The 21,876-nt window shown below is 65.2% G+C and carries 22 protein-coding genes; 14 read left to right on the top strand and 8 right to left on the bottom strand.

Features of this window, described 5'->3' with window-relative positions:
• Positions 1 to 213: 213 nt before the first annotated feature.
• Positions 214 to 4,869, top strand: coding sequence for an NAD-glutamate dehydrogenase domain-containing protein (locus VVT58_RS00355; RefSeq protein WP_327752843.1), 4,656 nt, complete (start codon positions 214 to 216; stop codon positions 4,867 to 4,869).
• A gap of 45 nt (positions 4,870 to 4,914) precedes the next feature.
• On the opposite strand, the gene VVT58_RS00350 is transcribed toward VVT58_RS00355, so the two are convergent.
• Positions 4,915 to 5,880, bottom strand: a complete 966-nt coding sequence (locus VVT58_RS00350; protein ID WP_327752844.1) for a VacJ family lipoprotein — start codon at positions 5,878 to 5,880, stop codon at positions 4,915 to 4,917.
• A 257-nt stretch (positions 5,881 to 6,137) separates the two neighbouring features.
• Here VVT58_RS00350 and VVT58_RS00345 point away from each other — a divergent pair, with 257 nt between their 5' ends.
• The 4 genes from VVT58_RS00345 to VVT58_RS00330 all read left to right on the top strand — a co-directional run bounded on the left by VVT58_RS00345 (position 6,138) and on the right by VVT58_RS00330 (position 9,300).
• Entirely contained in the window at positions 6,138 to 6,782 is a 645-nt protein-coding gene (locus VVT58_RS00345) for a PepSY-associated TM helix domain-containing protein (RefSeq protein WP_327752845.1), read from the top strand.
• 17 nt (positions 6,783 to 6,799) lie between these two features.
• Complete coding sequence (locus VVT58_RS00340) at positions 6,800 to 7,327, top strand: DUF2271 domain-containing protein (protein ID WP_327752846.1); 528 nt, start codon at positions 6,800 to 6,802, stop codon at positions 7,325 to 7,327.
• A 117-nt stretch (positions 7,328 to 7,444) separates the two neighbouring features.
• The gene (locus VVT58_RS00335) at positions 7,445 to 8,326 is read left to right on the top strand and encodes a DUF4198 domain-containing protein (protein WP_327752847.1); all 882 of its coding nucleotides are present in this window, start codon (positions 7,445 to 7,447) and stop codon (positions 8,324 to 8,326) included.
• 101 nt (positions 8,327 to 8,427) lie between these two features.
• Entirely contained in the window at positions 8,428 to 9,300 is an 873-nt protein-coding gene (locus tag VVT58_RS00330) for an FAD:protein FMN transferase (protein ID WP_327752848.1), read from the top strand.
• An 87-nt stretch (positions 9,301 to 9,387) separates the two neighbouring features.
• Here VVT58_RS00330 and VVT58_RS00325 read toward each other — a convergent pair whose 3' ends face one another.
• Positions 9,388 to 10,068, bottom strand: coding sequence for an OmpA family protein (locus tag VVT58_RS00325; protein WP_327752849.1), 681 nt, complete (start codon positions 10,066 to 10,068; stop codon positions 9,388 to 9,390).
• Positions 10,069 to 10,221: 153 nt separating this feature from the next.
• Here VVT58_RS00325 and VVT58_RS00320 point away from each other — a divergent pair, with 153 nt between their 5' ends.
• The 3 genes from VVT58_RS00320 to VVT58_RS00310 all read left to right on the top strand — a co-directional run bounded on the left by VVT58_RS00320 (position 10,222) and on the right by VVT58_RS00310 (position 12,549).
• Positions 10,222 to 11,538 (top strand): hemolysin family protein, encoded by a 1,317-nt coding sequence (locus VVT58_RS00320; protein WP_327752850.1) that lies wholly within the window; start codon positions 10,222 to 10,224, stop codon positions 11,536 to 11,538.
• A 2-nt stretch (positions 11,539 to 11,540) separates the two neighbouring features.
• Entirely contained in the window at positions 11,541 to 12,350 is an 810-nt protein-coding gene (locus VVT58_RS00315) for a kinase (RefSeq protein ID WP_327752851.1), read from the top strand.
• 61 nt (positions 12,351 to 12,411) lie between these two features.
• On the top strand, positions 12,412 to 12,549 hold the full coding sequence (locus tag VVT58_RS00310) for a hypothetical protein (protein ID WP_327752852.1): 138 nt from the start codon (positions 12,412 to 12,414) through the stop codon (positions 12,547 to 12,549).
• A 23-nt stretch (positions 12,550 to 12,572) separates the two neighbouring features.
• On the opposite strand, the gene VVT58_RS00305 is transcribed toward VVT58_RS00310, so the two are convergent.
• The 3 genes from VVT58_RS00305 to VVT58_RS00295 all read right to left on the bottom strand — a co-directional run bounded on the left by VVT58_RS00305 (position 12,573) and on the right by VVT58_RS00295 (position 13,627).
• Entirely contained in the window at positions 12,573 to 12,698 is a 126-nt protein-coding gene (locus VVT58_RS00305; protein ID WP_327752853.1) for a hypothetical protein, read from the bottom strand.
• Positions 12,699 to 12,799: 101 nt separating this feature from the next.
• On the bottom strand, positions 12,800 to 12,991 hold the full coding sequence (locus tag VVT58_RS00300) for a hypothetical protein (protein ID WP_327752854.1): 192 nt from the start codon (positions 12,989 to 12,991) through the stop codon (positions 12,800 to 12,802).
• Positions 12,992 to 13,627 (bottom strand): cytochrome c family protein, encoded by a 636-nt coding sequence (locus VVT58_RS00295; RefSeq protein WP_327752855.1) that lies wholly within the window; start codon positions 13,625 to 13,627, stop codon positions 12,992 to 12,994.
• Between the two features lie 188 nt (positions 13,628 to 13,815).
• Between VVT58_RS00295 and VVT58_RS00290 the strand changes: the two genes are divergently transcribed.
• The 6 genes from VVT58_RS00290 to VVT58_RS00265 all read left to right on the top strand — a co-directional run bounded on the left by VVT58_RS00290 (position 13,816) and on the right by VVT58_RS00265 (position 17,821).
• Entirely contained in the window at positions 13,816 to 14,706 is an 891-nt protein-coding gene (locus VVT58_RS00290; protein WP_066559813.1) for a prephenate dehydratase, read from the top strand.
• 45 nt (positions 14,707 to 14,751) lie between these two features.
• A complete protein-coding gene (locus tag VVT58_RS00285; RefSeq protein WP_327752856.1) occupies positions 14,752 to 15,477 on the top strand; it encodes a sterol desaturase family protein in 726 nt (241 codons plus the stop codon).
• Positions 15,478 to 15,512: 35 nt separating this feature from the next.
• Entirely contained in the window at positions 15,513 to 15,911 is a 399-nt protein-coding gene (locus tag VVT58_RS00280) for a DUF2141 domain-containing protein (RefSeq protein ID WP_066561944.1), read from the top strand.
• Between the two features lie 200 nt (positions 15,912 to 16,111).
• Positions 16,112 to 17,023: a tetratricopeptide repeat protein gene (locus VVT58_RS00275; RefSeq protein WP_327752857.1), complete on the top strand. Its 912-nt coding sequence runs from the start codon at positions 16,112 to 16,114 to the stop codon at positions 17,021 to 17,023.
• A 13-nt stretch (positions 17,024 to 17,036) separates the two neighbouring features.
• On the top strand, positions 17,037 to 17,645 hold the full coding sequence (locus VVT58_RS00270) for an LON peptidase substrate-binding domain-containing protein (RefSeq protein WP_327752858.1): 609 nt from the start codon (positions 17,037 to 17,039) through the stop codon (positions 17,643 to 17,645).
• Positions 17,642 to 17,821 (top strand): Trm112 family protein, encoded by a 180-nt coding sequence (locus VVT58_RS00265; RefSeq protein ID WP_087573304.1) that lies wholly within the window; start codon positions 17,642 to 17,644, stop codon positions 17,819 to 17,821. The genes VVT58_RS00270 and VVT58_RS00265 overlap by 4 nt, the downstream gene beginning before the upstream one ends.
• 84 nt (positions 17,822 to 17,905) lie before the next feature.
• On the opposite strand, the gene VVT58_RS00260 is transcribed toward VVT58_RS00265, so the two are convergent.
• From VVT58_RS00260 to VVT58_RS00250, 3 genes are read right to left on the bottom strand one after another with little or no spacing between them, the layout of a single operon-like run.
• Positions 17,906 to 18,589: a Fe2+-dependent dioxygenase gene (locus tag VVT58_RS00260; RefSeq protein ID WP_327752859.1), complete on the bottom strand. Its 684-nt coding sequence runs from the start codon at positions 18,587 to 18,589 to the stop codon at positions 17,906 to 17,908.
• On the bottom strand, positions 18,583 to 19,344 hold the full coding sequence (locus VVT58_RS00255; protein WP_327752860.1) for a tetratricopeptide repeat protein: 762 nt from the start codon (positions 19,342 to 19,344) through the stop codon (positions 18,583 to 18,585). Before VVT58_RS00255 ends, VVT58_RS00260 begins: the two co-directional genes overlap by 7 nt.
• Complete coding sequence (locus VVT58_RS00250; protein ID WP_327752861.1) at positions 19,344 to 21,851, bottom strand: TonB-dependent receptor domain-containing protein; 2,508 nt, start codon at positions 21,849 to 21,851, stop codon at positions 19,344 to 19,346. The genes VVT58_RS00255 and VVT58_RS00250 overlap by 1 nt, the downstream gene beginning before the upstream one ends.
• Positions 21,852 to 21,876: the final 25 nt, after the last annotated feature.

Genomic DNA, 21,876 nt, shown 5'->3' with positions numbered 1-21,876 from the left:
ATGCCATGCATTATCCTCCGGGGCGTTCGTCCCCCATGCTGCGCTGCATCATATTGTTACAATTTTAAGTAACTTTATTTCCCACCCTGGGTTGAGCCTCACGACGCAGTGGCGCATAGTGGACGGTATCGGTTTGAGAAGTCGCGTGGCGGTTCTCCGGCGCCTTCTCCGTTCACAAGAAGCGGGAACAAATCCCGCGGGCAAGAGGCAAGCATGACGGCATTGGCTGAATCGAGACAGGTTGACCACAGCATTCACGACGCGCTGGAAGCGGCGCTGGCACGCGGCGCGCTCCCCGGCGAGAGTGAAGGCTTCGATCAGGACGCGATGCTGGAGGCCGCCGGCTTCATAGCGCGCGCCGCCGCGACCCGCCGCCCCGGCCATGTCGCCATCGCCATGGAAACGCTGGGCGAAGGGGCGACAGGGCGCTTCATGCGGATCGCCATCGTCAATGACGACATGCCCTTTCTGGTGGATAGCATCGCCAATGCGCTGGCCGCCGCCGACATCATCATCCACCGCCTGCTGCATCCCGTCCTTTCTGTCGAACGTGACGCCCAGGGTCATTTGAAGGCGATATTGAAGGATGATGCCGCCGGGGCGCGGCGGGAATCGATGATCTATATCGAGGCGGACCGCGCCGACGCCAAGGCTCGCCGGGCGCTGGAAAAGGCGCTGGAAGGCACGTTGGCCGATGTCCGCGCCGCCGTCACCGACTGGCCGAAAATGCGCGAGGCGATGGCCGCCGATGCCGACGCCGTGCCCGATGAGGAAGGCGCGGCGCTGCTCCGTTGGTTCCTCGCCCGCCATTTCACCCAGATCGGCCATGAACGCCGCGACCGCGGCGGCAAGGCGGATGTGCGCATCGGCATCTGCGGCCTGCACGACCAGCCGCTGCTGGCCCCCGCCACGATCGATGCCGCCTTCACCTGGTTCGAGGAAGGCAAGCGTACGCCGCTGATCATCAAGTCCAACCGCCTCTCCCGCGTCCACCGCCCGGTGCTGCTGGACCTGATCGTCGTCCCCGTGCGGGAGGGCAAGCGGGTCACCGCCCTGTCCATCCACGCCGGCATGTGGACCAGCGCGGGGCTGGCGACGACGCCGGACAAGGTGCCGCTGCTGCGATCCGCCCTGTCGGCGCTGATGGACAAGTTCAATTTCGATCCACACGGCCATGCGGGCAAGGTGCTGACCCATGCGCTGACGGCCCTGCCCCATGATATTCTTATCGGTTTCGACCGCGAGACGCTGGAACGGCTGGTGTTGACCTTCATGTCGCTGACCGACCGGCCGCGCCCGAAGCTGGTGCTGGGGACAAGCGCGCTCGCCCGCCATCTCTACGCCTTCGCCTGGCTGCCGCGCGAGGAGCTGACCACAGCCCGGCGCGTGGCGGTGCAGGACATGCTGTCCCAGGCCTGCAACGGCCCGGTGTTGAGCTGGTCGATCGCGCTGGAGGAAAGCGGCCTCGCTTTGCTGCGCATCACGCTCGACCTGCGCGGCGAAGGCATGGTGCCGGACGAACAACCGCTCGACCGGCAGTTGAAGCAGATGGTGCGCGGCTGGCTGCCCGCCGTCGAGGAAGCGCTGGCCGACGGCGAGGAGGCGGGCCGTGCCGCGACGCTTGCGCAACGCTACGCGCCCGGCTTCCCCATGGGCTATCGCAATGGCGCGGGTCCGGTCGAGGCGGCGACCGACATCCGTCTGCTCCATGGCCTGTCCGGTCCCGGCGACAAGTCGATCCGCGTCTACCGCAATGGAGACGACGCACCCGAACGGCTGCGGCTCAAACTCTACAGCCATGATGCCATCGCGCTTTCCGAAGTGGTGCCTGCCTTCGAGAATTTCGGCTTCCGCGTGATCGACGAGATGATGACGGCGGTGGAGGGCGGCACGCTCGGCCATGTTCAGCGCTTCGTCCTGGAACTGCCCGCGGGCGGCAATGCCGATGCGGTGATCGCCCGCGCCGACATCGTCACCGAAGCCATTGCGCAGGTCACCGAAGGCGTGGCGGAAAATGACCGGTTCAACGAACTGATCGTCACCGCCGGTCTCGACCAGCGGTCGGTCGTGCTGCTGCGCGCATTGTTCCGCTATCTGCGCCAGACCGGCATGGCCTATGGCATGGCGACCTTTGCCGAAACGCTGCGGCGCGAACAGCTCATCGCCCGCCAGCTCATCGAACTGTTCGAAGCGCTGCATGACCCCAATGCGAAGGATGGCGCGGCCCGCGCCCAGGCCGCACAGACCGCCATTGACGAAGGCCTCGAAAAGGTCACCGCGATCGATGAGGACCGCGTGCTGCGCCTGCTGCGCGCCGTCATCACCGCGACGCTGCGCACCAATTTCTACGCCCCGGCGGCGCAGGAAGCACTGGCGTTCAAGCTCGACAGCGCCTTGATCCCCGGCCTGCCCGCGCCGCTGCCATGGCGGGAAATCTGGGTCTACAGCCCCCGCGTCGAGGGCATCCATCTGCGCGCCGGACCAGTGGCGCGCGGCGGGCTGCGCTGGTCCGACCGGCGTGACGATTTCCGCACCGAAATATTGGGCCTGATGAAGGCGCAGCGGGTGAAGAACGCCGTCATCGTGCCGACGGGCGCCAAGGGCGGCTTCTATCCCAAGCAACTCCCCAATCCCCAAGCCGACCGCGACGCCTGGTTCGCAGAGGGTACGGAAAGCTATCGCATCTTCATCCGTTCGCTGCTCTCCGTCACCGACAATATCGACAAGGGCAAGGTCAAACATCCCGCGCAGGTCGTCATCCATGACGGCGACGATCCCTATTTCGTCGTCGCCGCCGACAAGGGCACGGCGACCTTCTCCGACGTCGCCAACGCCATCGCATTGGAGCGGAATTTCTGGCTGGGCGACGCCTTCGCCAGCGGCGGCTCCAACGGCTATGACCATAAGGCGATGGGCATCACCGCCAAGGGCGCGTGGATCAGCGTGAAGCGCCATTTCGCGGAAATGGGCGTGGATGTGCAGAGCGAGCCGGTGCGCGTCGTCGGCTGCGGCGACATGTCGGGCGACGTGTTCGGCAACGGCATGCTGCTGTCGAAAGCGATCAAGTTGGTCGCCGCCTTCGACCACCGCCATATCTTCCTCGACCCCGAACCCGATCCGGCCAGGTCGTGGGAGGAACGCAACCGCCTGTTCCAGCTCCCCCGCTCCAGCTGGGACGATTATGACAAGAAGCTGATCTCCAAGGGCGGCGGCGTCTTTTCGCGCAGTCTGAAAAGCATATCGCTGACCCCGGAAGTGCAGGCCATATTGGGCGTCACCGACACGGAGATGGAGCCGACCGCGCTCATCGCCGCGATCCTGAAAAGCCCCAACGACCTGCTCTGGTTCGGCGGCATCGGCACCTATGTAAAGGCCGCCGCGCAGAGCCATGGCGACGTCGCTGACCCGGCCAATGACCGCCTGCGCGTCAATGCCGAACAATTGCGCGTGAAGGTGGTGGGCGAAGGCGCGAACCTGGGCACCACGCAGGCCGCGCGCATCGCCTTCTCCCTGCGTGGAGGCCGGATCAACACCGACTTCATCGACAATAGCGCGGGCGTCGACTGCTCGGACAATGAGGTCAACATCAAGATCGCGCTCAACAAGGAAATGGCGGAAGGCCGCCTGCCCTTCGAGGATCGCAACAAGCTGCTGGTCAGCATGACCGACGCGGTGGCCGACATCGTGCTGGAGGACAACCGGCTCCAGGCGCTGGGCCTCTCCATCGCGGAGGCAGGCGGCGGCGCCGACCTTGCCAGCTATGTGCGGCTGATCGAAACCTTCGAAGAATCAGGCCGACTGGATCGCCAGGTCGAGGGTCTCGCCGCCAACGACCAGTTGCTGCGACGCGGGCAAGATGGACTTGGCCTCACCCGCCCGGAACTGGCGGTGCTGTTGTCGACGGCCAAGCTCGCCTTGCAGGACGCCATCGAGCATGGCGACCTCGCCACCGACGCCAGCATGGGCAGCGAACTCGCCCATGCCTTCCCCCCCGCGATGCAGAAGAAGGAGGCCGATGCGATCGCGGCCCATGCGCTGAAGAAGGAAATCATCGCCACCAAGGTCGCGAACCGCATCGTCAACCGCCTCGGCCTTATCCATCCGTTCGAACTGACGGAGGAGGAGGGCTGTTCGCTGGCGGACCTGGCCAGCGCCTTCCTGATCGCGGAGCGGCTGTACGACATCCACCGGCTATGGGACGATATCGATGCAGCGGAGATGTCCGAAGCCGCCCGCCTCGCCCTGTTCGGTGACATCGCCAGCGGCATGCGGGCGCAGATCGCGGACATATTGCGCAGCCTGTCCTCCGGCACGCTTCCGCAAGCGGGCCATGCCGCGCTGGCCAAGGGCGTAGGGAAGCTGGCGAAGCAGGTGGATGACCTGCTCACCAGCGAAGCGCTGCGCCGCGTCACGGCTGTGATGGATCGCTTGCTGTCGCTCGGTGCGCCGGAAGAGCTCGCTCGCCGCACCGCAGGACTGTTCAAGCTGGACGGCGCGGTCGGCATCGCCGCGCTGGCAGGGCGCCTATCGGTCGATGAGGTCGCCCTCACCCGCGCCTTCACTCATTTGGGCGAAGCGGTCGGCATCGATTGGGTCCAGTCCACCGCAGCGCGCATGGAACCGTCCGATCCGTGGGAGCGGCTGCTGATCTCCGGCGTGGCGCGCGACATGCAGCAGGTCCGGCTCGATTTCCTTGCCCTGGGCAAGGGCAAGGAAATCGGCCATCATGTCGAAGAATGGCTGAAGGAAAAAGGCGCCCGCATCCAGCAATTCCGCGCCCTCGTCCACCGCGCCAAGGCGGCCGCGACGCCCAATGTCGCGATGCTGGCCGAAATCGCCGGTCAGGCGCGCGGGTTGTTGGGAAGGTAAGACTGCCCGTCATTCCCGCGGAAGCGGGAATGACGGCTTGCCGGATTATTGCGGCGCGTCCGCCGTTCCCTCTATCACATCCTGCGGCGTGACCTTGCCCAACCCCGGCCCATAGACCGGCACCACAGGTTGCTCGGGCTTGCGTCCATGCAGCGCCTCGATCTCAGCCTTGCGCTGGTTCAGATACAGTTCGCGATAGAAGGCATAGGGGTTTTCCTCATCGCGGATCTGCTGGATCGTCTCGTCAAAGGCGGCGCGTTGGCCCAACTGGTTCAGGATCGTCGCCGGGATCACATATTTGGGCTCGTTGAACGGCTTGCCGATCGCGAAGGGCACCACCATCTTGTCCACCGTATCCCCAATGACGTCGCGCAGCGTCGTCGGCCCGATAATCGGCAGATACATGTAAGGCCCCGGCCCCACGCCATAATAGCCCAGCACATTGGCCAACCCATTGGGCCGGTAGGGCAGGAAAAAGGGCTTGCGCTTCGCCACGTCGAACAACCCCGCCACGCCCAGCGTAGTGTTGACAGTGAAACGCCCGACCGTCTCCATCGCCTTGCCCGGCTTGAACTGGAGCATATAGGCGAGAAACACCACAGGCTCCTGCAGGTTGGAGAAGAAGTTGCGGAACCCCTTGCGCACCGGCTTGGGCAGACCCTTGTTATAAGCCTTGGCGACCGGCTCCACGACGGCCTTGTCGACCGCCTGCACCGTCTCGAAGCTCTTCATGTTGAGCCGTTCCATCGGGTCGCCCGGCGGTGGAGTCGTGCGGCCGGTGACGACGATATCGCCCGGCCGGGCCGCAGGAACGGCAGGCTGGTTGCCAGTGCCGGGCAGGTTCGGCATCACCGGCGGCGGTGGCACGACCAGCACTTGCGGAGCGGCCTGCGGGCTGGAGCCGGCTTCGGTCGCTTGCGTCGCAACGGGTGTCGCGGGTTGCGACGCACCGGCCGCCTCCGCTTGCGCACCCATCATCAACATTCCAGCGGCAATGGCTGGCGTCAGCATATGTTCGTCCTTTGCGGGTAAGCCATCGGAACCGATGACGTTTTCATGTCACCCCCGTTTCAAAGGCGGCTAGTTGGGATGGCGCCACCCGTCAATAGCAGGACGCCGCAACCCCCAGCCAGCCGCCGCCGCCCGGCAACGATCCGGCTTCGCCTCGTACATTTTGATACAAATTTGGCACAGCGGCAGGTTTGCAATTGCGAGTCGTTCGCGTTATGCAACCGGCCTCATCCCCTACAGGACTCGTCCCGCTCCCGATGCACGCCCCCGTCCGCGCTCAGCCGAACAAGAAGAAGAGCCCCAAGGCCTTCTGGCTGAAACAGCTTCACACCTGGCATTGGGTGAGTTCCGCCATCAGCCTGATCGGCCTGCTGCTGTTCGCCTTCACCGGCATCACGCTGAACCACGCCGCCGATGTGGAGGGGTCGCCGCAGACCGTCACCCAATCCGCCACTTTGCCGCCCGCACTGCTGAAGCAGGTCGCGCCGGATAACGCGCTGGACGCCAAGAAGCCGCTCCCCGCCCCCATCGCTACATGGGTGGAAAAGCAGATGGGCCAGAGCGGCAAGGGCGAGGCGGAATGGTCGGCGGATGAGATCTATCTCGCCCTCCCGCATCCCGGTGGCGACGGCTGGGTGTCGATCGACCGGCACAGCGGCGAAGTCACCAGCGAAGCGACCAGCCGGGGGTGGATCAGCTATCTGAACGACCTGCACAAGGGCCGCAATGCGGGCGAGGCATGGAAGTGGTTCATCGACATCTTCGCCGTCGCCTGCTTCCTCTTTGCGCTCACCGGCCTGCTGCTGCTGTGGCTCCATGCCAGGAAGCGCCCGACCACCTGGCCGCTGGTCGCCATGGGCCTCGCCATTCCGGCGATCCTCGCCATCATCTTCATCCATTAACGGGGAATTTTCACCTCATGCAGATCAGCCACAAGATCGTCCTGACCGGCGGCGTCCTGAGCGCGGCGACCGCCCTCGCCGCCCCCGCCACCGCACAGACGCTGGACGTCACGCTTAGCTTGCCGCGCTTGTCGGTGGCCGAATATCACCGCCCCTATGTGGCGATCTGGCTGGAGAAGGAGGGCACCCCTGCCCGCACCCTGTCGGTCCTCTACGATGTCGACAAGCGCAACAATGGTGGCGCCAAATGGCTACGCGACATTCGCATGTGGTGGCGCGCCTCGGGCCGATCACTGACCTTGCCCGCCGACGGCATATCCGGCGCCACCCGCGCGCCCGGCACCCATAAGCTCAGCTTCACCGCCGGCAAGGGCGGCATGCCAACGCTGACGCCCGGCAAATATACGCTGATGGTCGAAGCCGCCCGCGAAAATGGCGGCCGCGAACTGGTGCGGGTGCCGCTCCACGTAACCGCCACAGGAGGCAAGGGCAGCGCTACGGGCAAGTTCGAACTGGGCGCGGTCAGCGCCGTCCTGTCACGTTAAGCCTACCTCCTCCGTGTTCCTGCGCAGGCAGGAACCCAGTCCCACCGTTTGAACTGGATTCCTGCCTTCGCAGGAATACGGCTTAAATTATTCGAGATATCCCAAGGAGATAAGCCGATGACCAAATTCCGCAAGCTCCTGCTGCTCGCCGCCACCGCTCTCACCCTGCCGCAAATGGCAGGTGCCGCGCGTCCCTGGATGCTGCCGTCCGAAACCATGTTCGCGGGCTCCGGCAATGAATGGCTGACGGTCGATGCCGCCATTTCCAGCGATCTTTATTATTTCGACCATCCGGGCCAGGACTGGCAGCCGGTCGTGACCGCCCCCGACGGCAGCATGGTGCAGGTCGAAAACCGCTATATCGGCAAGCTGCGCCAGACCTTCGACCTCGGCATCAAGACCAAGGGCACGTACAAGATCGCCATCGCCAACGAGATGCTGATGGGCAGCTATATGCTCAATGGCGAGCGCAAGATGTTGCCGCGCGGCACCACTGCCGCCACGCTGGCGACCGCCGTGCCGCAGGGCGCGACGGAAGTGCAGACCGCGACCGCAACGACGCGCATCGAGACCTTCGTGACGGCAGGCGAACCGGATCGCAAGGTCTTCGCCACGACCGGCAAGGGGTTGGAAATGGTGCCCGTCACCCATCCCAACGATCTTGCCGTGGGCGAAGCGGCCACCTTCCAGTTCCTGCTCAACGGCAAGCCCGCCGCCGGGCTGGACGTGGTCGCCATCCCCGGCGGCATCCGCTACCGCTCCAACCTCAAGCAGATGGACGCCAAGACCGACGCCCAGGGCAAGGTGACGTTCACCTGGCCGGAAGCAGGCATGTATTGGGTCAGCCTCAGCACCGGCGGACGGCGTGGTCCGGGCGAAGACCCCAGCGCTGGCAATCCGCAGAGCCAGGCCACTCCCGCAGGCGAAGGCGCCCCGCGCCCCATGGGTCCGCCGCAGGACCGCGCCACCTATGCCATGACGGTCGAGGTGCAGGGCTGACCCCCGCCCCCATCCGCATCGCCATCCCGCCCGGCCTGTCGCCCGACGCCTTCAGGCCAAGACACTGGCTGGGGCAGATCAGCGACTTCGGCGGGCCGACCATGGGCACAAGCTGGTCGGCCCGCATCGTCGATGCGCCGCCGGACAGCGCGATGGCGATCGAGGCAGTGCTGAACCGCGTCATCGCGCAGATGAGCAATTGGGAAGCGGACTCCGCCATCAGCCGCTTCAACGCCGCGCCGGTCGGCAAATGGATGGCGCTTCCCGCCGACATGATGACGGTGCTGCGCGCAGGGCTGTACATGGCGCGGCTGTCCGGCGGAGCGTTCGATCCGGCGGTGGGCCGCCTCGTCGCGAGATGGGGCTTCGGGCCAGACGGCCTCACAGGTCTGTCCGCCGCGCCCAACCACCCCGCGCCATGGACCGCGATCGAGGTAGAGGGCGACCGCGCCCGCCGCACCGCCGACGTGACACTGGACTTTTCCGGCATTGCCAAGGGCTTTGCGGTGGATGCCGTGGCGATGGCCCTACACGATCTCGGCGCCACGCATTTCCTCGTAGAGATTGGCGGCGAATTGCGGGGACAGGGCGTCAAGCCCGACCTCCAGCCCTGGTGGGTCGACGTAGAGGCTCCTCCAGGCCTGTTCCTGCCCACGCTGCGCATCGCGCTATGCGGCCTGTCGGTCGCGACCTCTGGCGACTATCGCAACTTCCGCGAGGTGGACGGCACCCGCCTCTCGCACAGCATAGACCCCAAGACCGGCGCCCCGATCGCAAACGATGTCGCTTCCGTCACGGTCCTCCACGAAAGCGCGATGCTGGCGGACGCCTGGGCTACCGCGATCATGATATTGGGCCAAGACCGGGGCATGGCCCTCGCAACGCGCCAGGGCATCGCCGCCTGCCTGATGCAGCGGACGGCATCCGGAGGGCAGGAATATATGACCCCCGCCCTCGCCGCCATGTTGGAGTGACTGGATTGGGTGGATTTCAGACACGCCCCCTCCCGCACGCGGGAGAGGGAATGTCTTGGAATGGCCCATTGCAGTTCTGGGTCAGCCTCAGCTCCGCACATCCTGCTCCGTCACCGGCGCGATCTTGATTTCGACCCGGCGGTTCGACGCCTTGCCTTCCGCCGTCGCGTTGGAGGCGATCGGCTGGGTCTCACCAAAGCCGCGCGTCGCGATACGGGCCGACTGAACGCCGTGGCTCGTCAGATAATCGCCCACCGCCTGAGCGCGCCGTTCCGACAGGCTCTGGTTATAGGCGTCCGTGCCGTCGCTGTCCGTATGGCCGTATACGTCGATATAGGTCTTGGGATATTGCGCCAGCACCGAGGACACATCGTTCAGCGTCGGCTGGAACTGCGGCTGCACGGCGGAGCTGTCGGTGGCGAAGGTGATGCCCGACGGCATGCGCAGCACCAGATTGTCGCCATCGCGGATCACGTCCACGCCGCTGCCGGCGGTTTCTTCCCGCAATTTCTTTTCCTGCGCGTCCATATAGGCGCCGATGCCCGCGCCCGCGACCGCGCCGATGCCCGCCCCCAATATCTTTTCGGTGCGGTCATGCCGCCCACCGACCAGATCACCCAGCAGATAGCCGCCCAGCGCGCCGCCGATGCCGCCGATCGCGGCCTTGGAAATGGTGCGGTTGCCGGTGTTGGGATCGGTGGTGCAGGCGGTGGTGGCCAGCATGGCGGCCAGCCCGGCCGCGCCGATGATGCGATGAAAATTCCGCATGGATTCAATTCCCTTTTTTTGTGCGTCCGACGAGCGACGGATGCATCCCCAATGGTCGAGACGGAGCATTTGTTCCACAAGCGAACTGAACTGTGGCTGATGGAACGGTTGTGAAATTGTAAGAATCAAGGTTATAGGTGGCCCTTGACCGCCATGGCCAATATCCCCCCGCACGCTCCGACGCCCTTTCCCTGGGTCGACCTCGTCATCATTCTGGCGCTTGTCGCGCTGAATGGCGTTTTCGCCATGTCGGAACTGGCTATCGTGTCCGCCCGCAAGCCGCGCCTTCAGGCGATGGAGAAAGCGGGACGGCGCGGCGCGCGCTCCGCCCTCGAGGCGCAGGCCGATCCGGGCAAGTTCCTCTCCACCGTTCAGATCGGCATCACGTTGATCGGCATCGTCGCGGGCGCCTATTCGGGCTCCAGCCTGGGCGGACCGACGGGCGAGCGGTTGCAGGTGCTGGGCCTGTCGGCCAATGTCTCCGAAAATATCGGTTTCGCGCTGGTGATCGGGCTTACCACCTATGCCTCGCTGATCATCGGTGAGCTGGTGCCCAAGCAGTTCGCCCTGCGTGCACCGGAACCGATCGCAGTGGTGATGGCGGCGCCGATGCTGTGGCTCGCGCGGATCACCGCTCCCATCGTCTGGCTGCTGGACAGGTCGAGCGCGCTGATCTTCCGCCTGCTCAGAATGACCCGCGAATCGGAACATCATGTGACGGCGGAGGAACTGCATCTGATCGTGGCCGAAGCGAGCAAGTCCGGTGTGATCGAGGAAAGCGAGCGCGCCATCATTTCCGGCGTCGTGCGTCTGGCCGACCGCCCGGTGCGCGAGGTGATGACCCAGCGCATGGATGTCGACTGGATCGACATCCATGCCGATGAGGAGGCGATTCGCGCCAAGCTGCTCGATACGCCGCACACACGACTGCCGGTGGGCCGGGGCACAGTGGAGGACATCATCGGCGTCGTGCAGGCGCGCGACATCATGACGGCGCTGTTCCGGGGCGAAGGGCTGAACCTGGAAGCGCTGATGCGCAAGGTGGAGATCGTGCCCGATCAGGTCGACGCCATGGACGCTCTGGAAGTGCTGCGCCGCGCCGAGGTGCCGATGGTCATGGTGCATGACGAATATGGGCATTTCGAGGGCATTGCGACGCCCGCCGACCTGCTGTCCGCCATCGCCGGGCATTTCGTGTCCGATCTGGGCAGCGAGGATGAACCCGATCTGGTCGAGCGAGAGGATGGCAGCCTTTTGGTGTCGGGCCAGATGGCGGTCGACCTGCTGGCTGAGCGGATTGGCATCGACCTGCCGGATGATCGGGATTATGCGACGGTCGCAGGCCATGCGCTGTGGCTGCTCAAGCGCTTGCCCGAAGTGGGCGATTTCATCGACGATCAGGGCTGGCGATTTGAGATCGTCGACATGGACGGGCGCAAGATCGACAAGCTGTTGATCGCGGCGCGCTAGCAATGGCGCATGAGGCGCTGGATGCGGTCGACGAACTGGTGCGGCGGGCGCTGGCGGAGCGCGGTGACCGGCTGCTGGTGATCGGGCTGTGCGGGGCGCAGGGCAGCGGCAAATCGACCCTGGCGGACGGATTGCGGACGCGGCTTGCGGAGGACAGGGTTCCGGCGGCGATCCTTTCGATCGACGATCTGTATCGTACGCGGGCGGAGCGGGAGGCTCTGGCCAGGGCCGTGCATCCGCTGCTGCGCACGCGGGGGGTGCCGGGGACGCATGACGTGGCGTTGGGATTGCAGGTGATCGAAGCGCTGGAGCGGGGCGAGGCGGCGTTGTTGCCGCGCTTTGACAAGGCGTCGGACGACCGCTTGCCAGAAGCGCGGTGGGAACGGGCGGCGGCGGGAACGCGGCTGCTGTTGCTGGAGGGCTGGTGCGTGGGTGCGCGACCGCAGGAGGCGTCGGAGCTTGCAGCGCCGGTCAACGCCCTGGAGCGGGAGGAGGATGCGGACGGCGTCTGGCGCGCCTTTGTGAATCGGGCGCTGGCGGGCGATTATCAGACCCTGTTCGGGCGGCTCGACCGGCTGGTGATGCTGGCCGCGCCGGGCTTCGAGGTGGTACGGCGCTGGCGGACCCAGCAGGAGCATGGTCTGCGAAAGGCGGCGGCGGGTGGCATGTCCGATGCGGAAGTGGCGCACTTCATCCAGCATTATGAGCGGCTGACCCGGCATATGCTGGTGGAGATGCCGGGCCGGGCGGACTTGACGATCGCGCTCGACGCGGCGCGGCGGGTGACGGGGATCGGCGGCATGCGATTCTGACGAAGCTCTGTGCGGCGGCCGGTCAATCCATGCCGAGGGACTTGACCCAGAATTGCATAGGATGGCTGGTTTCGGCGGGCTCGCCCAGATCTCTCCAATCGAAATGGCGGACCAGCCCCTCGACTGGGGCATAGCTGCGGGCCCGCCAGAAGGGATCGAGCGGCGCATGGCCGGTGCGGCGGGCCGGGTGATCCGGTGAACGGACGACCGCGCAGAATCTGGTCAGGGCGAAACCCAGTTCCCGTGCCTTGGCTTCGCGCTGGTCGAAAAGGCGTGGCCGATGCCGCGCCCTCGCCAGTCGAGCAGCAGCACCGATTCGCCAAAATAATAGATTTGGCCGATGTCCATGCCGCATGTCCGAAAGGGGGTGGCGAATTCGGCGGCATGGTCCGCCATGGGAGCGGCGGTGGCGGCGCCGACCGGCCGGTTGCCCGCAAAAGCGTCGGCGATCAGCGCGCCGGGGCTGTTCGCATAGGCGGTGAGATAATCGCGCTCATAGGCGCGCCCGCTTCACCCGATCCGTCATAGAGATAGGGGAAAGCGCGGAAAACCGTAATGCGCAGCGCCGCCAGCGCATCGAGCGCGGCCAGCATGGCCGCGCCCATCAGATCCTCGACCCGAACGGGGTCGCCGGTCAGCATTTACTTGCCCGTGGCATCCTTGGCGGCGGGAGCCTCGGCCACGTTGGACGCAGCGGCATTGCCGCCCTCCACCGCTGCGGCATTGTCGCCGGCAGCAGCCGGAGCCGCATCGGCGGCGGGCAGCGGCAGGTTCGAACCCTGGGTGTTCAGCCAGGCGATCAGATTCGCGCGATCGGCAGGATTGCCAAGACCCGCGAAGGTCATCTTGGTGCCAGCCGCGAATTCACGCGGGGAAGTCAGCCAGTGATCCAGGCTCTCGAAAGTCCAGTTGCCGCCCTTGCTCTTGAGCGCTTCGGAGAAGGCGAAGCCGGCCTTGCCCTGGCCGATCGGTTCCCCGACCGTGGCATAAAGGTTCGGGCCGATGCCGTTGGCGCCGCCCTGGTTGACGGTGTGGCAGGCCGCGCACTTGGCGAATATCTTTTCGCCCGCCGCGACATCCGCGCTGGCGAGCAGGGTGTTGAGGCCGGGACCGCTCGCCGCGCCGCCCGTGCCTTCAGCCTCGACGCCTTCGATGGCGTAGCCCAATTTCTCGGGCCGTTCCTCATGGAAGAATTTGGAACTGACGATGGCACCGCCCAATGCGATGATACCCGCGAACAAAGCCCAACCGGCAGCGGTGTTGAAACGATCGCCCATTCGCTCGAATTCCCCTGGATTTCTATTCTGGCCGCTGGTTGTCGCGTCCCCTCTAGCGCGCTGCCATAATGGCGCAAGTGCGAACGCGCAAGCGGGGTTGAGAGGGATCGCGCACGCTTTTTCATGGCTTTGCATCCAGACAGGATGCTTGCGCGGGCACGATGAAGCGAATAAGCGCGCTAGCGCCCATGGAAAACTATCCCGCCCCCGCCCGCGATCTGGTCGCGGACCTCGCCGCAAAGGCCGCCGTCGATCCCGCGCGCGCGGTCGCCTTTCAGGGCGCGCCGGGCGCCAATTCGCATCTCGCCGCGCTGGATTATGCGCCCGATTGCGTGCCCCTGCCCTGCTTTGCGTTCGAGGATGCGATCGATGCGGTGCGGGAAGGACGTGCGGCGCGGGCGATCATTCCGATCGAGAACAGCCTGCATGGGCGCGTGGCCGACATGCATTTCCTGCTGCCCGAATCCGGGCTGCACATCATCGACGAATATTTCCTGCGCATCCGGCACTGCCTGATGGCGGCCGATATCGCGCCGGTGACGAGCGCGGTCAGCCATCCGCAGGCGCTGGGCCAGTGCCGCCATTATCTGCGCGAGCGGGGCATTCAGCCGGTTTCCTATGCCGATACGGCGGGCGCCGCGGCGCTGGTCGCGGAAACCAGAGTGGCGGGCGAAGGCGCGATCGCGCCCTATCTGGCGGCGGAACTCTATGGCCTGCGCCTGGTGGCGGAGAATATCGAGGATAGCGACGACAATATGACGCGCTTCCTGGTCCTCTCGCGCGAGCCGAAAATGCCGGCGGCAGGGGTTGGCCCGGTTATGACCACCTTCCTGTTCGAGGTGAAGAATATTCCGGCCGCGCTCTACAAGGCGATGGGCGGCTTTGCCACCAACGGCGTCAACATGACCAAGCTGGAAAGCTATCAGCGGGGCGCGAGCTTCGCCGCGACGGAATTCTATTGCGACATCGAGGGGATGCCGGGCGATCCGGCGATCGACCGGGCGCTGGCGGAGTTGGAATTCCATACCAAATGGGTGCGGATACTCGGCAGCTATCGGCAGGCGCGACCCCGCACCTGAAGCCTGTGGGTGACGGCGGGCTTCGGACTGCCTAAGGTCGGCGTCATGCCTGCCACCATCTTTCTGTCCGCCCTGGCCATGAGCATGATCGTGGGCGTGCGTTATTTGCTGGCCAGCGGGGCTTTCGCGCTGGCGACCCGTTTCAGGAAGCCGGGCCTTTATGCGGGACTGCACCAACAGATCCGGCGGGAGATCGCCTGGTCGCTGGCGTCCGCGCTGATCTATGGCGTGCCTGCGGGCGTGGTCGCCTGGGGTTGGCAGGCGCATGGCTGGACGCGGGTCTATACCGACGTTCACGCCTTACCGCTCTGGTATCTGCCGCTGTCCGTGCTGCTCTATCTCGCCGCGCATGACGCCTGGTTCTACTGGACGCATCGTTGGATGCACCGGCCCCGGCCGTTCCGGATCGCCCACGCCGTGCATCATGCCAGCCGCCCGCCGACGGCCTGGGCCGCGATGAGCTTCCACCCATGGGAAGCGCTGACCGGCGCGGTCGTGATCCCGGCGCTGCTGTTCCTGCTCCCGATCCATATGGGCGCGCTGGGCGTGGTGTTGACGATCATGACCGTGATGGGCGTCAGCAACCATATGGGGTGGGAAATGTTTCCCCATTGGATGGTGCGGGGTCCGGCCGGGCGCTGGCTGATCACCGCCAGCCATCATCAGCGGCATCATGAGCAATATGCGTGCAATTATGGACTCTATTTCCGCTTCTGGGACCAGCTGTGCGGGACCGACAGGGGATTGGGCAGCTTCGAGGAGGCGACGTGAGAATCAAGGCAGGGTTGACGATCGTCGCGGCGGCAATGATGGCGGGCGCCGCTCCCCCCGACCAGGCGCAGCCGCTCAGCTTGGACGTGCGGGGCTTGCGATCGGTCAAGGGCGATTTCCTGATCTGCGTCACGCGGCAGGCAGCGCATTTTCCCGATTGCCGCGACGATCCCGAGGGACGGCATTTCACCGTGCCGGTGACGTCCGGCGCCATCGCGCTGGGGCGGATGGAGCCGGGAACCTATGCCATTGCCATCATTCACGACGAAAATGGCAATGGGAAGCTGGACACCTTCGCAGGCATTCCGCGTGAAGGGGTCGGTTTTTCGCGCAATCCGGCGATCCGTTTCGGCGCGCCCAGCTTCCGCTCTGCGCAGTTCGCCATGGCGGGGACTGCGGTGCGGCAGGATATAAAGGTCAAATATTTCCTTTAGGGCGAGGCAAATATGCGCTGATTTTGGCCGATCATGCCGACTCGACCATCATTTCCTTCGCCGGATCGAGGCCCGGCCGATCGGCGCGATCGGCACCGGCCACGCCTTCCAATATCCCTTGTTCCTATGGGGTGACGCCCCACATAAGGCGCTGTATGAGAGCGGCTTGGCAACCGCGTTTGCAGCAGGAGATAAGTGAAGTGGCGACCCTTGGACTGAGCGAGGCCGACAAGGCATCGGTGGAAACATTCCGCCGCGATGTGGTGGAGCCGTCGCGCACCAGCCTGGTGATCGTCGATTTCTGGGCCGAATGGTGCGGGCCGTGCAAGCAGCTCGCCCCGGTGATCGAGAAGGTCTGCGCCGATTATGCGGCAAAGGGCGTCAAGCTGGTCAAGATCAACGTCGATGAGGACAAGTTCATCGCCGCGCAGTTCCGTGTCCAGTCGATCCCGACCGTATATGCCGTGTTCCAGGGCCAGCCGGTAGCCGACCTCAGCCAGGCGCGGACTGAGGGGCAGTTCAAGCAGTATCTCGACCAGTTGCTGGGCCAGTTGCCGATCGAATCGGATGAGAAGGCGCAGCTTCAGGAAATCGCGCCGCTGATCGCCATGGGTGAGGAGCTGCTGGCGGGCGGCGAGGTGGAACGGGCGCTGTCGGTGTTCCAGCAGGTCGCGCAGATGGTGCCGGACAATGCCGATGTCGCTTCGGGCGAGGCGCGGGCGCTGGTGGCGCTGGGGCAGTGGGACGAGGCGGAAGCGGTTTTGGCGGCTCTCCCCGCCGATATCGCCAAGGATCAGGCGGTGGAGCGCGCCCGCGCCGCGATCGCCCTCGCGCGCGATGCCAGGCCGGTGGCGGACCTGTCGGGCGTGGAGGCGAAGGTGGCGGCTAATCCCGACGATCATGAAGCGCGCTTCGAACTGGCCAATGGCTTGATGGCCAATGGCGACCGCGACCGGGCGGCGGAAGAATTGCTGGAACTGGTGCGGCGCGACCGGGCGTGGAATGACGGCGCGGCGCGGGCGCAGTTGCTCAAGCTTTTCGAGGCGAGCGGGCTGGAAGACCCCTGGGTCGCGGGGCAGCGGCGCAAGCTTTCCCAGATACTCTTCTCCTGATCGGCGCGGGGTCATGTCGCGCATCTCGATCTTTCCCCTGCCCGGCGCGCTGCTGCTGCCGGGCATGGAACTGCCGCTGCATATTTTCGAGCCGCGCTATCAAGCGATGATTCATGACGCCATGGCCCGCGACCGGCGCATCGGCATGATCCAGCCGCGCGAGGAAGGCGTGAAGCCGGCCCTGTTCGATGTAGGCTGCCTGGGCCATATCACCCATATCGAGGCGCTGGAGGGCGGACGCTACAATATCCTGCTGAAGGGGCTGGCGCGCTTTCGAGTGGTGCGGGAACTGGACGTGCCCACCGCCTTTCGCCAGATCGAGGCGGATGTGGAGCCAATCGCGGAGGAAGACGAAATCCTCTCCGCGGTGGAACGGGCATCGCTGGAGCAGGAATCGCGGCGCTTTGCCGATGCGTTGGGCTATGTGGTGGACTGGACGGCGGTGTCGCGGCTGGACGACATGGCGTTGGTGAATGGGATTGCGCAGATCGTGCCCTTCGATCCGGCGGCCAAGCAGACCTTGCTGGAAGCGGACACTTTGAACGAGCGGGCGGACCGGATCATCCAGCTCATGCAGATCGTCGGGCGGATCGAGCGCAATGGCGGAGCGACGATGCAATGAGCGAGGCGCCCGATCCGGCGCTGCTCGCCAAGCTGGTGTGCCCGGTAACGCGCACGCCGCTGCGTTGGGATGCGGAACGGAGCGAACTGGTGTCGGAGGCGGCCGGGCTGGCTTTCCCGGTGCGGGATGGCGTGCCGGTGCTGGTGGTGCGTGAGGCGCGAGCTATCGGCGGTTGATTCGGACCGGAAACGGCCGGGTTGAGCGGATGGCGGCCCATATTCCACCTGACAATTCTTCGCTGTCCCGCAACCCTTATGCGATCAGGCGTCGGCCCAGCGCCGCAGCAGATTGTGATAGACCCCCGTCAGCCGGATGACCTGGGCATTATCATGCCCCAGATCGACCGCCAGTTGCTGGATGCTGCTGTCGAGGTCGAACAGCATCTGCCGCACCGCATCGTCCCGCACCATGGACTGGAGCCAGAAGAAGCTCGCCACCCGCCGCCCGCGCGTCACCGGCTCCACCCGATGCAGCGAGGATGACGGATAGAGCACCGCATGCCCGGCGGCCAGCTTCACCCGCTGCACGCCGAAATTGGTCTCGACTGTCAACTCGCCGCCATCATAGCTTTCCGGCTCCTCCAGAAAGACGGTGATCGACAGGTCCGACCGCACACGAAAGCCGGTCCCAGCCTGAATCCGCACCGCATTGTCGACATGGGTGCCAAAGGCCTGTCCGCCCGCATAGCTGTTGAACAAGGGCGGAAAGACCTTGAGCGGCAAGGCGGCGGCAATGAACAGCGGCGACCGGCCCAGCGCATCCAGCACCATCTGTCCCGCCTGCCTCGCTTCGGCGCAGTCTTCGGGCAATTGCAGGTTGCGCTTGGCCAGGGCCGATTGATGGCCGGAGGTGACATTGCCGTCGACCCACTGCGCCGCGTCGATCAGCGCCCGGACGCGTCCCACGGTATCGGCATCCAGCAGCTCGGGAATGACGGTCAGCATGTCGGCAACTCCTGTCCCAGCAAGGCGGCCAGACCCGCCTGCCGCACTATTGCATCGGACGAATGGCGCAGATGGTCGGCCGCCTTGTCCATGAAGGCGGGCGTAGCCGTCTCCCGCACCCGGCCAAACCAGCGCAGCGCCTCTTCCATCGCGCCATCTTCGGCCAGCAGCCGGGCGAGATTGAACTGGCCGCGAAAATCGCCGCCCTCGGCTGCAATTCGATACTGACGCAAAGCCTCGGCCCGGTCGACCGCTACCGCCCAGCCATCCTCATGAAAGCTGCCGATATAATTGGCCGCCTTGGCCCCGATCAGCCCCGGATCAAGCGCCGCCCGCCGAAACCAGTCCAGCGCCGCCTCATGCTCCTCCACCAAAGCGAGGCGGGTCGCATAATTATACATGGCCTCAGCCAAGCCCTGCCCGGCGGCGACGCGATAACATTCGGTGGCGCGATCCAGATCGACGGCGACGCCCCATCCCAGCTCATAACAGCGCCCGACCATGTTGAGCGCGAACATGTCATGGCTCGCCGCCGCCCGGTTGAACCAGCCGAAGGCCGCGCGCGGATCGGCGGGCAGTTCGGTCCCGTCCAGCAGCATCTGCCCCAGCAGCAGTTGCGCCTGGGCAACGCCGCCCTCCGCCGCCACGCGGATCAATGCGGCGCGATCCGCCCCCGGCTCCGCCAGCCGCGCCGCGAGCGCCTCGGCGCTCATGACGCTCAGATCGGCCAGCGAAGGCGGAGGCGCTTTGCTCATCAATATTTGACGCTGAGCGTCGCGAAGGCCGACCGACCCGCTGCCATCGTCGCATAATGGTTGGAGAAGGCCTGGCTGAAATAGAGTTTGTCCGTCAGGTTCTGGACATTAACGCTAAGGCCCACCTTGTCGTTGAACTCATAGCTGGCGCGGGCGTCGAAGCGCCAGTAGCTCGGCACCGACCGGGCGATGATCCTGCTCGCGGGGCTGACCGTCACCACGCCTGAACTGTCCTGCGTGGCCTTCCGGTCGTCGGCATAGCCGCCGAACACCCGGCTCATATAGAAGGCGCCGCCGCCGATATTAAGCTTGGGCAGCACTTCCACATTGGTCCAGAGCGAGAAACTGTGCTTGGCGGTCTGCGGGAACTGGCGGCCGGTGTTGACCGATGTCACCAGCACCGTCTTGGCGGGCTGAATGACGACATTACCCTGCTTGATTTCAGCCGCCGTCAGCGCCGTGAAACCGCCGTCGACGATCTCGGCGTCCATATAGGTATAGCCGCCGAAGACGCTCCACTTGGGCAGGATTTCGCCGTTGAAGCCCAGTTCCACGCCCTTGATCCGACGCTCGCCCACAAACTCGACCGTGTTGTTCGGGCCAGTGACGCGGGCATTCTTCGTTTCGGTCCGGAACAGCGCGACGTTCAGCGACAGGCGGGAGTTGAACAGGTCCGCCTTGGCGCCGACCTCGTAGCTTTTGGTCCGCTCGGTCTTCAGCGCGTCGACGATCGCCGCATTGTTGACCGTGCCGAAGCTGTTGCCTTCCTGCCCCTCACCCACCAGGCTGTTCGGCGGCGTGGCGGCGGTGGAATAGGAGACGTAGATGCTGGTGTTCGGCGTCGGCTTGGCGACAAGGCCCGCCTGCCAGTTCCAGATATCGTCCTCACGCGTCAGGCGGAAGCTCTGGGTCGCCGCGATCGGCTGACCGGGCAGGACCGAAGATTTGAAGCTGTCGAAGCGCAGGCCGAGATTGGCGATCAGCCAGGGTGTCAGCGTGATCGAATCGAACAGATAGGCCGATTGCGTATCGGCGTCGGTCTGCGTTTCCGCGATCGGCAGAGTCCTGGAGATCGCCGCCGGAACCGTGGAGGTTTCATTGGCATAGTTGACCCAGGGATCGGCCGGATTGGGCGCGAACAGACTGGTGCAATTATAGCGCAACTGGGCAGCGGCGGAACAACGGGTGGAGGCGCCCTGAGTCCCTCCGGTCGTCAGCGCTTCGCTCCCCACATTATTGCCGCTGGTGTTGAGCAGGCCGCGGGTGACATAGGAACCGCGCCGCGCCTTTTCCCAGGAAAATTCGACGCCAGCGGCGAAGCTGTGCTCGATGCCACCGGTGTTGAACTTGCCGAACAGGTCGGTCTGGTTGGTCAGCGTGTCGACATAGCCGTAGCGGCTGTTGGCGCGGCGCCACACCAGGCCGTTATTATAGGCATTGCCCAGACTGTCGTCTGGCTGGGTATAGATATAGGCCTGGTTGTTGTGGCTGTAGCGCGCCGTGTTGCGCAGCGTCACGCCGCCGAAATCATGTTGGGCGCGAACCGTGAACTGGTCCGTCTTGCTCTTGCGGAAATCGCGCTTCTCAAGGCCGTAGAAAGTGTCACGGCCGACATGGCCGGTGGTGCCATTGGCCAGCGTCACGTCCCCGATCGCCGGTTCCGAAAAAGTGAAGCCGGTCGGCGCGTTGCAAGTCGTGGTCGAGCAGACATAAGTATAGGGAATGCCGCTGTCAGGCAGTTCGTCCGTATCGAGATGATACCAGGACAAGGTGAGCTGCGTCGAAGAGTTCATCCCGATGGTGAGCGAAGGCGCCACGCCCCAGCGCTTCTGCCAGAGGGCGTCGCGACCGGCCACGTCCTGATCGTGCCACATGCCCGCCACGCGGAAGGCGACTGAATCGGTCAGCTTGTAATTGATGTCCGCCGTGATCCGCTTGTAGTCGGCAGTGCCGTAGGACAGGTCCATGGCGGCGAAATCGCGGTCACGGGGCAGCTTGGTGATGATGTTGAGCGACCCGCCAGCGCTGCCGCGCCCGCCGAGCGAACTGTCGGAGCCGCGCACCACCTGGATCTGCTCGATCGCGAAGGTTTCGCGCGACTGGGCGGAGGTATCGCGCACGCCATCGACATAGGTGCTGCCCTGGCTGTCGAAGCCACGGATGAAAGGCCGGTCCCCGATCGGATTGCCGCCCTCCGCCGCGCCGAAGGTGATGCCCGGCACGGTGCGCAGCGCCTCCACCAGCGTGGCCGATCCGGTGTCCTTGATCACATTTTCGCTGACGATCGCGATCGACCGGGGCGTGTTGATCAGCGGCGCGGTCGCCTTGGGCGAGATGATTTCCTGATTATAGCGGCCATTGACGATGATCTGACCGGCATCTGTCTGCTGATCGGCCGCAGCGTCGTCGGCCTTGTCGATCGCCAAGGCGGGACTCGATGCAAAGGCTCCGACGCAGCCCAGCGCCAGAAAGGCGGGCGCCACGCGGCGGCGGTTATCGGATTGCATGACGGTCGGTCCCCTTTTCTTGCCT

Source organism: Sphingobium sp. SJ10-10, from assembly GCF_036038995.2.
Lineage (GTDB): Bacteria > Pseudomonadota > Alphaproteobacteria > Sphingomonadales > Sphingomonadaceae > Sphingobium.
This window is presented reverse-complemented; position numbering and strand designations above follow the sequence as displayed.

Excerpts from the sequence above, each read along its gene's own strand:
- VVT58_RS00355 (WP_327752843.1), top strand. The coding sequence starts at position 214 with ATGACGGCATTGGCTGAATCGAGACAGGTTGACCACAGCATTCACGAC.
- VVT58_RS00350 (WP_327752844.1), bottom strand. The coding sequence starts at position 5,880 with ATGCTGACGCCAGCCATTGCCGCTGGAATGTTGATGATGGGTGCGCAA.
- VVT58_RS00345 (WP_327752845.1), top strand. The coding sequence starts at position 6,138 with ATGCACGCCCCCGTCCGCGCTCAGCCGAACAAGAAGAAGAGCCCCAAG.
- VVT58_RS00340 (WP_327752846.1), top strand. The coding sequence starts at position 6,800 with ATGCAGATCAGCCACAAGATCGTCCTGACCGGCGGCGTCCTGAGCGCG.
- VVT58_RS00335 (WP_327752847.1), top strand. The coding sequence starts at position 7,445 with ATGACCAAATTCCGCAAGCTCCTGCTGCTCGCCGCCACCGCTCTCACC.
- VVT58_RS00330 (WP_327752848.1), top strand. The coding sequence starts at position 8,428 with ATGGGCACAAGCTGGTCGGCCCGCATCGTCGATGCGCCGCCGGACAGC.
- VVT58_RS00325 (WP_327752849.1), bottom strand. The coding sequence starts at position 10,068 with ATGCGGAATTTTCATCGCATCATCGGCGCGGCCGGGCTGGCCGCCATG.
- VVT58_RS00320 (WP_327752850.1), top strand. The coding sequence starts at position 10,222 with ATGGCCAATATCCCCCCGCACGCTCCGACGCCCTTTCCCTGGGTCGAC.
- VVT58_RS00315 (WP_327752851.1), top strand. The coding sequence starts at position 11,541 with ATGGCGCATGAGGCGCTGGATGCGGTCGACGAACTGGTGCGGCGGGCG.
- VVT58_RS00310 (WP_327752852.1), top strand. The coding sequence starts at position 12,412 with ATGGCTGGTTTCGGCGGGCTCGCCCAGATCTCTCCAATCGAAATGGCG.
- VVT58_RS00305 (WP_327752853.1), bottom strand. The coding sequence starts at position 12,698 with ATGGACATCGGCCAAATCTATTATTTTGGCGAATCGGTGCTGCTGCTC.
- VVT58_RS00300 (WP_327752854.1), bottom strand. The coding sequence starts at position 12,991 with ATGCTGACCGGCGACCCCGTTCGGGTCGAGGATCTGATGGGCGCGGCC.
- VVT58_RS00295 (WP_327752855.1), bottom strand. The coding sequence starts at position 13,627 with ATGGGCGATCGTTTCAACACCGCTGCCGGTTGGGCTTTGTTCGCGGGT.
- VVT58_RS00290 (WP_066559813.1), top strand. The coding sequence starts at position 13,816 with ATGGAAAACTATCCCGCCCCCGCCCGCGATCTGGTCGCGGACCTCGCC.
- VVT58_RS00285 (WP_327752856.1), top strand. The coding sequence starts at position 14,752 with ATGCCTGCCACCATCTTTCTGTCCGCCCTGGCCATGAGCATGATCGTG.
- VVT58_RS00280 (WP_066561944.1), top strand. The coding sequence starts at position 15,513 with ATGATGGCGGGCGCCGCTCCCCCCGACCAGGCGCAGCCGCTCAGCTTG.
- VVT58_RS00270 (WP_327752858.1), top strand. The coding sequence starts at position 17,037 with ATGTCGCGCATCTCGATCTTTCCCCTGCCCGGCGCGCTGCTGCTGCCG.
- VVT58_RS00265 (WP_087573304.1), top strand. The coding sequence starts at position 17,642 with ATGAGCGAGGCGCCCGATCCGGCGCTGCTCGCCAAGCTGGTGTGCCCG.
- VVT58_RS00260 (WP_327752859.1), bottom strand. The coding sequence starts at position 18,589 with ATGCTGACCGTCATTCCCGAGCTGCTGGATGCCGATACCGTGGGACGC.
- VVT58_RS00255 (WP_327752860.1), bottom strand. The coding sequence starts at position 19,344 with ATGAGCAAAGCGCCTCCGCCTTCGCTGGCCGATCTGAGCGTCATGAGC.
- VVT58_RS00250 (WP_327752861.1), bottom strand. The coding sequence starts at position 21,851 with ATGCAATCCGATAACCGCCGCCGCGTGGCGCCCGCCTTTCTGGCGCTG.